13 protein-coding genes are annotated in these 13,941 nt (G+C 30.6%); 10 read left to right on the forward strand and 3 right to left on the reverse strand.

The genetic code is table 11. The annotated features are described in order from the left end of the window. The first annotated feature begins 108 nt into the window (after positions 1 to 108). On the forward strand, positions 109 to 843 hold the full coding sequence (locus ACSIGE_RS01070; RefSeq protein WP_440880947.1) for a response regulator transcription factor: 735 nt from the start codon (positions 109 to 111) through the stop codon (positions 841 to 843). Beyond that, positions 815 to 2,308: an ATP-binding protein gene (locus tag ACSIGE_RS01075; RefSeq protein WP_440880948.1), complete on the forward strand. Its 1,494-nt coding sequence runs from the start codon at positions 815 to 817 to the stop codon at positions 2,306 to 2,308. The genes ACSIGE_RS01070 and ACSIGE_RS01075 overlap by 29 nt, the downstream gene beginning before the upstream one ends. A 12-nt stretch (positions 2,309 to 2,320) precedes the next feature. On the opposite strand, the gene ACSIGE_RS01080 is transcribed toward ACSIGE_RS01075, so the two are convergent. The 3 genes from ACSIGE_RS01080 to ACSIGE_RS01090 all read right to left on the reverse strand — a co-directional run bounded on the left by ACSIGE_RS01080 (position 2,321) and on the right by ACSIGE_RS01090 (position 5,608). After that, positions 2,321 to 3,520 carry an alanine dehydrogenase gene (locus ACSIGE_RS01080; RefSeq protein WP_440880949.1) on the reverse strand — a complete coding sequence of 400 codons (1,200 nt, stop codon included), beginning with the start codon at positions 3,518 to 3,520 and terminating at the stop codon, positions 2,321 to 2,323. Further along, entirely contained in the window at positions 3,520 to 3,933 is a 414-nt protein-coding gene (tsaE, locus tag ACSIGE_RS01085; protein ID WP_440880950.1) for a tRNA (adenosine(37)-N6)-threonylcarbamoyltransferase complex ATPase subunit type 1 TsaE, read from the reverse strand. The genes ACSIGE_RS01080 and tsaE overlap by 1 nt, the downstream gene beginning before the upstream one ends. A gap of 127 nt (positions 3,934 to 4,060) precedes the next feature. Next, entirely contained in the window at positions 4,061 to 5,608 is a 1,548-nt protein-coding gene (locus ACSIGE_RS01090; protein ID WP_440880951.1) for a response regulator, read from the reverse strand. A gap of 150 nt (positions 5,609 to 5,758) precedes the next feature. Between ACSIGE_RS01090 and ACSIGE_RS01095 the strand changes: the two genes are divergently transcribed. From ACSIGE_RS01095 to fabG, 8 genes are all read left to right on the forward strand, one after another. Then, positions 5,759 to 6,982 carry an HD domain-containing protein gene (locus ACSIGE_RS01095; RefSeq protein WP_440880952.1) on the forward strand — a complete coding sequence of 408 codons (1,224 nt, stop codon included), beginning with the start codon at positions 5,759 to 5,761 and terminating at the stop codon, positions 6,980 to 6,982. Between the two features lie 68 nt (positions 6,983 to 7,050). After that, a complete protein-coding gene (lpxD, locus tag ACSIGE_RS01100; protein WP_440880953.1) occupies positions 7,051 to 8,091 on the forward strand; it encodes a UDP-3-O-(3-hydroxymyristoyl)glucosamine N-acyltransferase in 1,041 nt (346 codons plus the stop codon). Then, a complete protein-coding gene (locus ACSIGE_RS01105; protein WP_440880954.1) occupies positions 8,084 to 9,475 on the forward strand; it encodes a bifunctional UDP-3-O-[3-hydroxymyristoyl] N-acetylglucosamine deacetylase/3-hydroxyacyl-ACP dehydratase in 1,392 nt (463 codons plus the stop codon). The genes lpxD and ACSIGE_RS01105 overlap by 8 nt, the downstream gene beginning before the upstream one ends. Before the next feature lie 5 nt (positions 9,476 to 9,480). Beyond that, the gene (lpxA, locus tag ACSIGE_RS01110; protein ID WP_440880955.1) at positions 9,481 to 10,266 is read left to right on the forward strand and encodes an acyl-ACP--UDP-N-acetylglucosamine O-acyltransferase; all 786 of its coding nucleotides are present in this window, start codon (positions 9,481 to 9,483) and stop codon (positions 10,264 to 10,266) included. Positions 10,267 to 10,277: 11 nt separating this feature from the next. After that, positions 10,278 to 10,841: an elongation factor P gene (efp, locus tag ACSIGE_RS01115; RefSeq protein ID WP_440880956.1), complete on the forward strand. Its 564-nt coding sequence runs from the start codon at positions 10,278 to 10,280 to the stop codon at positions 10,839 to 10,841. A gap of 47 nt (positions 10,842 to 10,888) precedes the next feature. After that, positions 10,889 to 11,809, forward strand: coding sequence for a UDP-3-O-(3-hydroxymyristoyl)glucosamine N-acyltransferase (locus ACSIGE_RS01120; protein ID WP_440880957.1), 921 nt, complete (start codon positions 10,889 to 10,891; stop codon positions 11,807 to 11,809). A gap of 72 nt (positions 11,810 to 11,881) precedes the next feature. Next, on the forward strand, positions 11,882 to 12,760 hold the full coding sequence (gene sucD, locus ACSIGE_RS01125) for a succinate--CoA ligase subunit alpha (RefSeq protein WP_440880958.1): 879 nt from the start codon (positions 11,882 to 11,884) through the stop codon (positions 12,758 to 12,760). A 418-nt stretch (positions 12,761 to 13,178) separates the two neighbouring features. Next, positions 13,179 to 13,919, forward strand: a complete 741-nt coding sequence (gene fabG, locus ACSIGE_RS01130; RefSeq protein ID WP_440880959.1) for a 3-oxoacyl-[acyl-carrier-protein] reductase — start codon at positions 13,179 to 13,181, stop codon at positions 13,917 to 13,919. The last annotated feature ends 22 nt before the right edge of the window (positions 13,920 to 13,941 follow it).

Below are 13,941 nucleotides of genomic sequence, written 5' to 3' on the forward strand. Positions count from 1 at the left end.
GATAAAGAACTATTTTAAGTATCACAGAAAAATCACAAAAAAATCATTTTTATATCACATGTTATTTTTTTAAGTTCGCCTCAAACCTTCTAAAATTTTTTCGTTCAAATGAAAAGAGTACTTATTGTTGAAGATGATATTTCAGTAGCGAAGCTTCTAGAAATTCATTTAATAGATCTGAATTATTCTATTACTACTATTTATCAGGGAGATACCGGGCTTAAGTTAGCTTTGAGTGAAGAATTTGATTTGATTATCTTAGATATTAACCTCCCAAGAATGAGCGGGATTGAAGTTTGTAAACATATACGTTTGATAAAGCAAACACCAATTATAATGCTCACTGCGAAGACAGAAGAGCTTGATAAGGTGCTGAGTTTAGAGTTAGGAGCAGATGATTATATCACGAAACCATTTAGTGTTAGAGAATTTATAGCAAGAGTAAAAGCAGTTACGAGAAGGTTTCATAAAACTTATCCTGAACAATCTGTGCGGATTAAAAAACTGGAATTTAAAGATTTATCAATTTTTATAGATAAAAGAAAAGTAATACTTAAAGGTAAAGAAGTTAATTTGTCGCCAAAAGAATTTAAATTATTGGTTTTAATGGCTTCAAATCCAGGTCAAGTTTATAGTAGAGAAAAATTACTTGAAATAGTATGGGGTTATGATTTTGATGGTTATAAACATACTGTAAATTCACATATAAATAGATTAAGAATTAAGTTAGAAGAAAACATGATCAAACCAAAATTTGTATTGACTTCATGGGGTGTAGGGTATAAGTTTAATGACGAACTAAAAATCCCTTCATATGAAAGCAAAGCAAGAAGCACTGTCTAGTAAATTTATACTAAAAATAGGAATATCACTTTTAATTACAGTCGTAACGATTGGAGTTGTATATATTTTACTGACGATATTTTTTGTTAAAAAATTTTATAGTGAAACAACTCAGAAATTAAATTGTAATGTAGCGAATCATTTAATTGATGAAAAATTTAAAGAAGCTTCTCCTTTTTTGAAGGATGGGGCTGTAAATAAAGTGTTATTTGATGGAATAATGCACGATATGATGGCTGTAAATAGGGCCATTGATGTTTATTTATTAAGCGAGACAGGGAAAATATTATATTCTGTGGTTCTTGACCATTCAAACCCTCAAAAGCAGTTAGAAAAAGTTAATTTAAACCCTATAAAACAGTTTATAAAAAACAAGAAAAAGTATGTTCTCGGAGATGATCCTCGTGAATCAGGAAGTAAAAAAATATTTTCGGCTGGATATTTTACAAAAGGGGGACATAGTGGTTATGTTTACATAATACTTACAAGTAAAAAATACCAAGAAGTTTGTGAATCACTTTTGGAAGATTATTTTCTAAAATTTAGTATTAGATCAACAATTGTTACGATGATATTCGCTATTTCAATTGGTTGGATTAGTATTTGGGCTCTGACCAAAAATTTGAGAACAATTATCTATTATGTTAATAGATTTAAGGAAGGAAATTTAGAAGCCAGAATTCCAAATGCTTATAAATCTGATTTATCTATATTAGCAGTTACCTTTAATAATATGGCTCAAACAATTTCCGAAAATATAAGAGAAATTCAGTCAATTAATAAGTTTAGAAAACAATTGATAGCTAACGTATCACATGATTTACGAACCCCCATTACTTCTATTAGAGGTTATATAGAAACACTACAGATGAAAAATGATATTCTTGAGTATGATGACAAGAGAGAGTTTATGAAAATTATAGAAAATGGAGCCAACTATTTATCTAGTTTAGTAAATCATCTTTTTGAATATTCGAGATTAGAAACTAAAGAGTTAAAGTTAAGTAAAGAAGTGTTTTTTATTTCTGATTTAGTTTATGACATGGCTTCACGTTATAAATTGTTAATAGAGAGAAAAAATATTAATTTATCTGTTATTGTAAAAAATGATTTATCTCCAGTATTTGCAGATAGTGCTCTTATAGAAAGAGCCATACAGAATATATTAGATAATGCCATTAAGTTTACTGAAAAAGGGGGGAGGGTAACAATCTATTTATCATGTAAATTAAATAATGTAGTTGTTAAAATAAAAGATAATGGAATGGGAATTAGAAAAGAAGACCAAGAAATTATATTTAACAGAAACATGCAAATAACTAATGATTACAAAGAAAAAGGGATAGGTTTAGGGTTAGCAATAGCAAAAAAAATAATAGAACTACACCAATCTAGCATAAAAGTAAGAAGCCTGACAGATAGAGGAAGTACTTTTGAATTTCACCTGCCCTGTCATAAAAAATAAACACTTTTATGCCTATAAGAATAATAAATTAATATCTCTGTATGGAAGATTAAACCAATCAGCAACAGATTTATTTGTTAAAATCCCATGGTAAAAATACATACCATTTCTTAGAGTTTTATTAGATCTCGCAGCATTTTCAAACCCTCCTTCTTCTGCTATTTGTAATATATATGGTGTGAAAATATTACTAATAGAGAACGAAGCTGTTCGCGCATATCTTGAAGGAATGTTAGGAACACAATAATGAATAACTCCATTATGAGTAAAGGTTGGAGTACTATGAGTTGTAACTTGAGAAGTTTCAAAGCATCCTCCTCTGTCAATACTAACATCTACTATAACTGCACCATCCTTCATTTGTTCAATCATTTGCTTTGTCACAACAATAGGAGACCTATCTTCGCCTCTTAAGGCTCCAATGGCAACATCACATCTCCTTAAAGCTTTTAATAATGTCTTTGGTTGAATAGTAGAAGTGTAAATAGGTGAATGAATACAGTTTTGAAGTTTTCTTAACCGAGCTATTGAATTATCAAAAACCTTAACTCTAGCTCCTATTCCTACGGCAGATTTAATAGCGAATTCAGCTACAGTTCCTGCTCCAATTATAACAACGTCACTTGGTGGGACACCTCCTATATTTCCGAGTAATAGGCCATTACCTCCATTTGCGCTGGACATTAACTCAGAAGCAATATGTATTGTTGCAATACCAGCAATTTCACTTAAAGACTTCACGATTGGATAGGTTCCAAGTTCATCTTTAATATAATCAAAGGCAATTGCAGTTATTCTTTTTTTTGCAAGAGCTTCAAAGTATTTTTTCTTTTGAGTTTTTAACTGAAGAGCAGAAATTAAAATAGCTTGTGGAGTTAACATTTTAACCTCTTTTAAAGAGGGGGGTTCTACCTTAAGTACAATGTTACAAGCAAAAACCTCTTTAGTGTCATAAGATATTTTTGCACCAGCGTCGGAATATTCTTTATCGCTGTAATTGGCTCCATCTCCAGCCCCTGTTTCAATAACAATTTTATGTCCATGAGCAACTAAGGCAGATACTGCATCCGGAGTCAAACTAATGCGCTTTTCTTCAAAGTGAGTTTCTTTAGGAATTCCAATAAATAAATCTCCTTTTTGCTTTTTTATTTCAAGCATTTCTGGTTGTGGTATTAATTGCTCTTTTGTAAACGGAGATGATATTGAACTCATTAGTTAGTTTTTAATTGAATGTTACGTTTTCCATCATTTAATAAAGTGATTTCTATAATAACCGAATCTAAAGGTAATAAATTTTTTATATTATCTGGCCACTCGATAAAACACCAGTTATTGTTATGTAAGTAATCTTCAATTCCTATATCATATGCTTCATCTTCATTTTCTATTCTATAAAAATCGAAATGAAAAATTGCAGAAGAGTCGTTTGCTCTATATTCATTTACAATTGAAAAGGTAGGAGAATTTGCTGTATCCTCCACACCTAATAATGAACAAAGCTCTTTTATTAGGGTTGTTTTTCCTACTCCCATTTCACCATAAAATAACAGTGTTTTAGTTTTTATGTTCTCAAAGAGCATTTTTGCTATTGAAGGTGTTTCGTCTAAAGAATAATTTACATTCATAGAGACAAAAATAGTTAACTTAAAAGATTTTTTAAAATTTAGTTTTACTTCATAAAAAATATAAATTAATAGTAATATCAAAAATAAGATCACTAAGTAAACCATTAATTTCGGAGAAACATTAAGCTTATTTTGGAGAATATATAGAACAAGGAATAATCATTTCTTCCAAAGAAATTCCACCATGCTGGTATGTGTTTTTATAATATTTTACAAAATGATTATAGTTGTTAGGATATGCGAAAAATAAATCCTCTTTGGTAAATATAAAAGGACTATTTATTGTAATACATGGTAAAAATATATCACTAGGATCTTTAACAGCATATACATCTTTTTCTTCATAGGACAAGCTTTTACCTGTTTTGTAACGTAAATTAGAACTAATATTTTTATCTCCAATAACTTTAGTTGGAGTTTTACAATTGATAGTTCCATGATCTGTCGTGATTATAAGTTTTTGACCAAGTTTTTGTGCCTTTTGAATCATTTCAAATAAGGGGGAGTTTTTAAACCAACTTACTGTTAAAGATCTGTATGCTTTATCATCACCAGCTAACTCCTTAATGACCTCCATTTCTGTTTTAGCATGAGAAAGCATATCAACAAAGTTATAGACTATTACTGTTAAATCATTTTGTTTAGTAGCATTAAAATTATCGACTAAATCTTTACCATTTTTAAGAGTAATAATTTTATGAAAACTATGTTTTATATTCAATTTTAATCTTTTTATTTGAGAGTCTAAGAACTCTGCTTCAAATAAATTTTTACCTCCTTCATCGGTGTCATTTTTCCAGTATTCTGGATGAATTTTTTCCATTTCAGAAGGCATTAATCCAGAGAATATAGCATTCCTTGCATATTGAGTAGCAGTAGGTAAAATACTGAAATACGAATTTTCTTCCTCTTTTTTAAAATATTTATTTATCAAAGGTTCTAAAACTCTGTATTGATCAAAACGTAAATTGTCAATAACAATCCATAAAACACCTTTATCTTTAGAGAGGTTAGGAATTACATAATCTTTAAATAAAGTATGAGAAAGCGTTGGTTTGTCTTCGCTTCGTAACCAGTTTTTATAATTTTTTTTAACAAATTTGAAAAATTGTGTGTTAGCTTCTGTTTTTTGAGATTCCAAGATTTCTAACATACCTGTATCCTCTATATTCTCTAATTCAAGTTCCCAGTGCACAAGTTTTTTATACATTTCAACCCAATCCGTATAAGAATTTACCATTGCTAAATCCATGGTGATTCTTCGAAATTCTTGTTGGTAATTTGAGGTTGTTTTTTCTGAAATAAGTCTAGAGTGATCAAGGTTTTTCTTTAAACTTAATAGAATTTGATTTGGGTTTACGGGTTTTATAAGATAGTCTGCAATTTTTGATCCAATAGCTTCCTCCATAATATATTCCTCTTCACTTTTTGTAATCATTACGACAGGGAGGTTTGAATTTATTTGTTTTATAGAAGATAGTGTTTCTAAACCGGTAATACCAGGCATATTTTCATCTAAGAAAACAATATCAAAGTTTTGTTCAGTAACAATATCTATTGCATCAGCTCCATTATTACAGGAAGTTACCCTATAATTCTTTTTTTCTAAAAATAAAATGTGAGGTTTTAGTAAGTCAATTTCATCGTCAACCCAAAGAATATCAATTTTTCTCATGTAAGTTTATATAATAATATGCTAAGTAAACGTATAATATTTATTTTCTAGTATGAATAAAAGCTAAAAATAAGTTAATAATGCACAGTATAATTTGCATTTTTTGAATAATTGTGATTTTTTTGCTTAAAATTGAAGCATTTATCTAAATTGAGTAGTACAAAGACAAATAAATTGAAGATTTTAAATGATCCAGTTCATGGATTGATTTCAATACCTAATAGTTTAATTTTTGACATTATAGAACATCCATTTTTTCAAAGATTACGAAGGGTTACTCAAATGGGGATGTCTAATTTAGTTTACCCTGGAGCAAATCACACTAGATATCATCATGCGATAGGATGCATGCATCTTATGCAGAAGACTATTAGAGGCTTGCAATCAAAAAATGTTTTAATTTCAGAAGATGAACTGAATGCAGTATGTATAGCAATATTACTTCATGATATTGGGCACGGAGCTTTTTCGCACGCTTTAGAGCATAGTATTGTAAATGGAATATCTCATGAGGAAATATCTTTAAAGTTTATGCGTGCTTTAAATAAAGAGTTTAATGGTGAGCTAGACTTGGCAATTGAAATCTTTGAAGGGAATTATAAAAGAAAATTTCTATGTCAGCTGATTTCTAGTCAGTTAGATATAGATCGGTTAGATTATCTTCAAAGAGATAGTTTTTATACAGGTGTTACAGAAGGAAATATATCTGCAGAAAGAATTATTACTATGATGAACGTTGTTGATGATGAATTAGTTTTAGAACAAAAAAGTATATATTCAGTAGAAAAGTTTGTGATCGCGCGAAGGTTGATGTATTGGCAGGTATATCTTCATAAAACGGGAGTAGTCGCAGAAAACATTTTAGTTAATATACTAAAAAGGGCAAAAGAGCTTGCTAGTCAAAAAAAGGATGTTTTTGGAAGCCGTGCTTTACGATACTTTTTATACAACGAAATTAGTCCCAGTAATTTCTCGAAAACAACACTCAATAATTTTGCGAAACTAGATGATTATGACGTCTTGTCTGCAATAAAAGAATGGACTCATCATGAAGATTTTATTTTGTCTTCTTTAGCAAAAATGATTATTGATAGAAAATTGTTGAAAATTGAAATACAAGAAAAACCATTTACTGAAGTATATATAAATAAATTGAAAACAAAATATAAAAAAGAACTAGGTTTAACTGATACAGAATTAGAATATTTTGTGTTTGGTGATCGTATTTCCAATCAAGCATATAATACAGATAAACCAATTATAATATTTACTAAAAAAGGAAAGTTGATCGATTTAGCAAAAGCTTCTGATCAATTAAATGTTCAGGTTTTAACAAAAAAAGTAAGTAAATATTACATATGTTATCCTAAATAATAAAGTATCTATTATGAAACTTTTGCTTTTAGGAGGTAATTAAACAAAATTAATTACTTTTGCCAACAATGAAATTTACAGCAAAACAAATAGCAGAAATTTTAGAGGGAGAGATTGTCGGAAATCCGGAAACAGAAGTTTCAAAATTATCTAAAATAGAAGAAGGAAAAGAAGGATCATTAACTTTTTTAGCAAATCCTAAGTATACTCCTTATATATATACAACAAATGCCAGCATAGTAATAATTAATAAAAGCTCATGCTTGGAAAAAGAAGTCGATAAAACTCTTATTAAGGTTGAAGATGCATATAAATCTTTTTCAAAATTATTATCATTTTATAATGAAGTAAAAAATAATAAAAAAGGTAGAGAAACACCTCATTTTGTAGCTGATTCAGCTTTGATAGGTGAAGATGTATACATAGGCGCATTTTCATATGTTGGTGAAAATGTAACTATTGGTAAAAATGTAAAAATATATCCGAATACCTATATCGGAGATAATGTTTCCATAGGTGATAATTGTTTTTTATTTGCTGGGGTGAAAATTTATTCCGAAACAGAAATAGGAAATAATTGTAAAATTCATTCTGGATGTGTAATTGGGTCTGATGGTTTTGGATTTACCCCTGATGAAAACGGAGACTACAAAGCTGTTCCGCAGATAGGTAATGTCATCATAAAGGATAATGTAGACATTGGATCTAATTGTACTATTGATAGAGCTACTTTAGGTTCAACTATTATTCGAGAAGGAGTCAAATTAGATAATCAAATTCAAATAGCCCATAATGTAGAAATTGGTAAAAATACTGTTATAGCATCACAAACAGGTATTGCTGGTTCAACAAAAGTAGGAGAGTATTGCATGATCGGAGGCCAAGTTGGAATTGTTGGGCACATTACAATAGGTAATAATGTGAAAATTCAAGCACAATCAGGAATCGGAAGAAATTTAAAAGAAGGAGATGTTGTTCAAGGATCGCCAGCTTTTGGATACTCTGATTATAATAAATCATACGTTCATTTTAAAAATTTACCTAATATAGCAACAACTATTCATAAAATTCAAAAAGAGTTGAATGCTCAACAAAATAAAAATGAGTAAAAAGCAAACAACAATTAAAAATGAAATATCATTGTCTGGTGTAGGATTACACACAGGTAATGACGTTACAATGACCTTTAAACCAGCTCCTGAAAATAATGGTTATGCATTTGTAAGAGTTGATTTAGAGGGAAAACCAATCATTGAAGCAAGAGCAGAGTATGTAACTAATACGCAAAGAGGTACCAATTTAGAAAAAAAAGGCGTGCAAATACAAACATCTGAGCATGTTTTAGCTGCCGCTGTGGGATTAGGTATAGACAATTTAATAATTGAGATTGATGCTTCTGAACCTCCTATAATGGATGGATCTTCAAAATATTTTATAGAAGCGCTTGAAAAAGTAGGTGTTGTAGAGCAAAAAGCAACCGCAGAGGTTTTTGTGGTTAAGGAGATCATCTCTTATAAAGATGAAAACACAGGAAGTGAAATAATATTAGTTCCTTCAGACGAGTATCAAATTACAACTATGGTAGATTTTGGTACAAAGATACTAGGAACTCAAAATGCAACTCTAAATTCAATTTCAGAATTTAAGGAGGAAGTCGCTAATGCTAGAACTTTTAGTTTCTTGCATGAAATTGAAATGTTATTAGAAAATGATCTTATCAAAGGGGGAGATTTAAATAATGCCATTGTTTATGTTGATAAAGAATTATCAAGTGATACAATGCAACGGTTGAAAAAAGCCTTTAAAAAAGATAATATTTCAGTTAAATCAAATGGAATTTTAGATAATTTAACGTTGCATTGGGCCAATGAAGCTGCGCGACATAAATTACTTGATGTTATTGGGGATTTGGCCTTGGTAGGAACTAAAATTAAAGGTAAAGTAATAGCGAATAAGCCAGGACATTCTGTTAATACTCTTTTTGCAAAAAAATTAGCAAAAATCATCAAGCAAGAAAAAAGAAACTCTATTCCTACATATGATTTGAATAAAGAGCCTTTAATGGATATTCATGCTATCATGAATATACTTCCGCATAGGCCACCTTTTTTGCTGGTAGATAGGATATTAGAGTTGTCGGATAGACATGTTGTGGGAATGAAAAACGTCACAATGAACGAAAACTTTTTTGTAGGACATTTTCCTGGAGCTCCTGTAATGCCTGGAGTTTTGCAAATAGAAGCGATGGCACAATGTGGGGGTATTTTAGTTTTAAGTACCGTTCCTGATCCTGAAAATTATTTAACTTACTTTATGAAAATTGATAATGTAAAGTTTAAACGAAAAGTATTACCTGGAGATACTTTGATTTTCAAATCAGATTTAATAACTCCTATTAGAAGAGGTATTTGTCACATGCAAGCATATGCATATGCTAATGGAAAGTTAGTATGTGAAGCTGAATTAATGGCTCAAATTTCAAAAGTAAAATAAATTATATGAATCAACCTTTAGCTTATGTACATCCGCAAGCAAAGATAGCTAGAAATGTAGTTATAGAGCCTTTTACAACGATTCATGCAAATGTAGAAATAGGTAAGGGAAGTTGGATTGGATCAAACGTAACTATAATGGAAGGAGCAAGGATAGGAGAAAATTGTAGAATTTTTCCAGGTGCTGTAATTTCTGCAATACCACAAGATTTAAAATATAATGATGAAGATACTACGGTAATTATTGGAAATAATGTTACAATAAGAGAATGTGTTACAATAAATAGAGGTACAAGTGATAGAATGAAAACTGTTATCGGAGACGATTGTTTGATAATGGCATATAGCCATATAGCTCACGACTGTATTGTCGGGAATAATTGTATTTTCTCAAATAATACAACTTTAGCTGGGCATGTTAATATAGGTAGTAATGTTGTTTTAGCAGGAATGGTGGCTGTTCATCAGTTTGCCTCTGTTGGGAGTCATGCTTTTGTTACAGGTGGTTCATTAGTGAGAAAAGATGTCCCGCCCTATGTAAAAGCTGCCCGTGAGCCATTATCTTACGTAGGTATAAATTCAGTAGGTCTAAGAAGAAGAGGTTTTACTACTGAGAAAATAAGAGAAGTTCAAGAAATTTACAGAATTTTATATCAAAAAAATTATAACAACACTCAAGCTGTTGAAATTATAGAAGCTGAAATGGAAGCAACTCCAGAAAGAGATGAAATCTTACAATTTATTAAAGAATCTCATCGAGGAATTATGAAAGGTTATTTTAAATCTAATTAAAAATATATAAAATGGCAACAACATCAGACATCAAAAAAGGACTATGTATTAAATTCAACCATGATATTTATAAAATTATAGAATTTTTACATGTAAAGCCAGGTAAAGGCCCTGCTTTTGTTAGAACAAAATTAAAAAGTGTAACCTCTGGAAAAGTTATAGACAATACGTTTTCAGCAGGTCATAAAATTGAAGATGTTAGGGTTGAAACACATAAGTATCAATATTTATATGCTGAAGGAGATGATTATAACTTTATGAATACAGATGATTATAATCAAATTACGCTTCAAAAATCGGTATTGGATGCACCTGATTTAATGAAAGAAGGTGAAGTTGTTACTGTTTTAATAAATACGGAAGATGATTCTCCCTTATCTGTTGAAATGCCTTCACATGTTGTTTTGGAAGTAACACATACAGAGCCTGGTGTTAAGGGTAATACAGCAACTAATGCTACAAAACCAGCTACGGTTGAAACAGGAGCAAGAATTAATGTTCCACTGTTTATAAACGAAGGTGATAAAATAAAAATAGATACTGAAAAGGGAGCTTACTCAGAGCGAATCAAATAATAAGAAAATAAGATAGATTCATATTTTTAAAAGGGTTATTTTCTCAAATGAAATTTAAGCAAACGTATACTTTAAAGCAAATAGCAGATATAATAGGATCTGAGTTTATTGGTGATGAAAACTTTACAATAAAAGGGATTAACGAAATTCATGTGGTGGAAAAAGGAGATATTGTTTTTGTTGATCATCCTAAGTATTATAACAAGGCTTTAAATTCTGCTGCAACTACGATTCTTATTAACAAGAAAGTTGATTGTCCGAAAGGCAAAACGCTTTTAATTTCAGAAGACCCATTTAGAGATTTTAATATTTTAATAAATCATTTTAATCCATTTATCGCTTCTAATACAACTATTTCAGATTGTGCGGTGATTGGTGAAAATTCTATTATTCAACCTAATGTTTTTATTGGAAAGAATGTTCGAATAGGAAAGAATTGTGTGATTCATGCCAACGTAGTAATAAACAACAATTGTTCAATAGGAGATGGTGTTATTATTCAATCAAATACAGTTTTGGGTAGTGATGCTTTTTATTATAAGAAAAGATCAGAGGGGTTTGATAGACTCTTATCTGGAGGTAGTGTAATAATTGAAAATCAAGTTGAGTTAGGTGCTTCTTGTACTATTGATAGGGGGGTAACTGGCGACACTAAGATAAAGGAAGGGACTAAAATAGATAATCAAGTTCATATTGGTCATGATACTGTTATAGGAAGAAAATGCTTAATTGCTGCCCAAACAGGAATAGCTGGCTGTACAGTAATTGAAGATGAAGTAACCATTTGGGGGCAAGTAGGAATTATTAGTGGACTTACCATAGAAAAAGGCACAGTATTAATGGCACAGACAGGTGTCTCAAAATCTTTAAAGAAAGGGACTTATTATGGAACACCACAAAGACAATATAGACAAACCCTAAAAGAAATTATTTATCTGAAAAATGCAACAAATAAAGATAAAAACTAATGTAATTTATATTGTTAAAATCAATTAAAAGATTATTTTTGTCTTACTTTTTAAAAATTAAAAAACAAACCAATGAGTGTTTTAGTAAATAAAGAATCAAAAATTATAGTGCAAGGTTTCACTGGTAGTGAAGGAACTTTTCATGCTGGACAAATGATTGACTATGGTACAAATGTAGTTGGAGGTGTTACACCAGGAAAAGGAGGTCAAGAGCATTTAGGAAAACCCGTTTTTAATACGGTTGCTGATGCTGTTAAGGAGGTTGGAGCTGACACATCTATCATTTTTGTTCCACCTGCATTTGCTGCTGATGCTATTATGGAGTCTGCTGAGGCAGGAATTAAAGTGATTATTTGTATTACTGAAGGGATACCTACGGCTGATATGGTGAAAGTTAAAGCATACATAGATTCGAAGGAAAATTGTACTTTAGTTGGTCCTAATTGTCCTGGTGTTATTACTCCTGAAGAAGCTAAAGTAGGTATCATGCCAGGCTTTATTTTCAAAAAGGGAAAAGTTGGAATTGTTTCTAAATCAGGAACTTTAACATATGAAGCTGCTGATCAGGTGGTTAAGCAAGGTTATGGTATCACTACTGCAATTGGGATTGGTGGAGACCCTATTATTGGAACAACCACAAAAGAGGCTGTTGAGTTATTGATGAATGATGATGAAACTGAAGCAATTGTTATGATTGGAGAAATAGGTGGTAATTTAGAAGCAGAAGCAGCTCGTTGGATTAAAGCAGATGGAAATAGAAAACCTGTAGTTGGATTTATAGCAGGACAAACAGCACCTGCAGGAAGAACAATGGGACATGCTGGTGCTATTGTGGGAGGTGCAGACGATACTGCTCAAGCAAAAATGAAAATTTTAGCTGAAAACGGTGTATATGTAGTTGAATCTCCCGCTAAAATTGGAGAAATGATAAATAAAGTTTTGCCTAATTAACTATTTTTTAAACAGTTAATTAACAAACAGTAAAAAAATCCATTAAATTTTAAAATTTAATGGATTTTTTGTGTTCTATTTATTTAGATCATTTTTGCAAATGATTTGATTATCGCATTAATATTATAAATACAGAAAAAGTTAATTCAAACCACATATAAAGATCGATATAAAGTAAGAGTCAACAATAATTTTTAAATTTTGATAGTGATTGGCTTAAAAAATATAAGAGGTAAATTTTATATTATATCGATTACGGATTATAAAAAAGGCATAGGCCCTATAACTCAAAAGCTAGAAAAAATATAGAATTAGAGTATTAATTTTATGCTTTTTAAAATGATAAAAATAGTTAATCTTATTGCTGTTAATATCACTATTGTACTATATTTGTCAGGATGTTAAAATAATTAATAACATGAAACTTTTAGAAAATAAAACAGCTATAATTACAGGCGCAACTAGAGGAATAGGGCGAGGGATAGCAATTGAGTTTGCAGAACAAGGTTGCAATGTAGCGTTTACATATAATTCATCTGTTGAAGCTGCTAATATATTAGAAAAAGAACTTACGGAATTAGGAGTTAAGGCCAAGGGATACCAATCAAATGCTGCTGAATTTGAATCAGCACAAGATCTAGCAAAAAATGTTTTAGAGGAATTTGAGGCTATAGATATTTTAGTAAATAATGCCGGAATTACTAAAGATAATTTATTAATGAGGATCTCTGAAGACGATTTTGACAAAGTTATACAAGTCAATTTAAAATCTGTTTTCAATCTTACAAAAGCTGTAATTAGACCTATGATGAAGCAACGTTCAGGATCCATCATAAATATGAGTTCTGTTGTTGGTTTAAAAGGAAATCCAGGTCAAACAAATTATGCAGCTTCTAAAGCAGGTATTTTAGGCTTTTCGAAATCAGTTGCCCTAGAATTAGGTTCAAGGAATATCAGGAGTAATGTTGTCGCCCCTGGTTTTATAGAAACTGAAATGACTGCTAAATTAGACGACAAAGTTGTTGAAGGTTGGCGTAGTGAAATTCCTCTAAAAAGAGGAGGCACACCAAAAGATATTGCTAATGCCTGTGTGTTTTTAGCATCTGATATGAGTTCTTACATAACAGGACAAACTCTATCAGTTGATGGAGGAATGTAATAAAAAAATATAACAATAAAAC

This window comes from Tenacibaculum profundi (assembly GCF_052050075.1).
Lineage (GTDB): Bacteria > Bacteroidota > Bacteroidia > Flavobacteriales > Flavobacteriaceae > Polaribacter.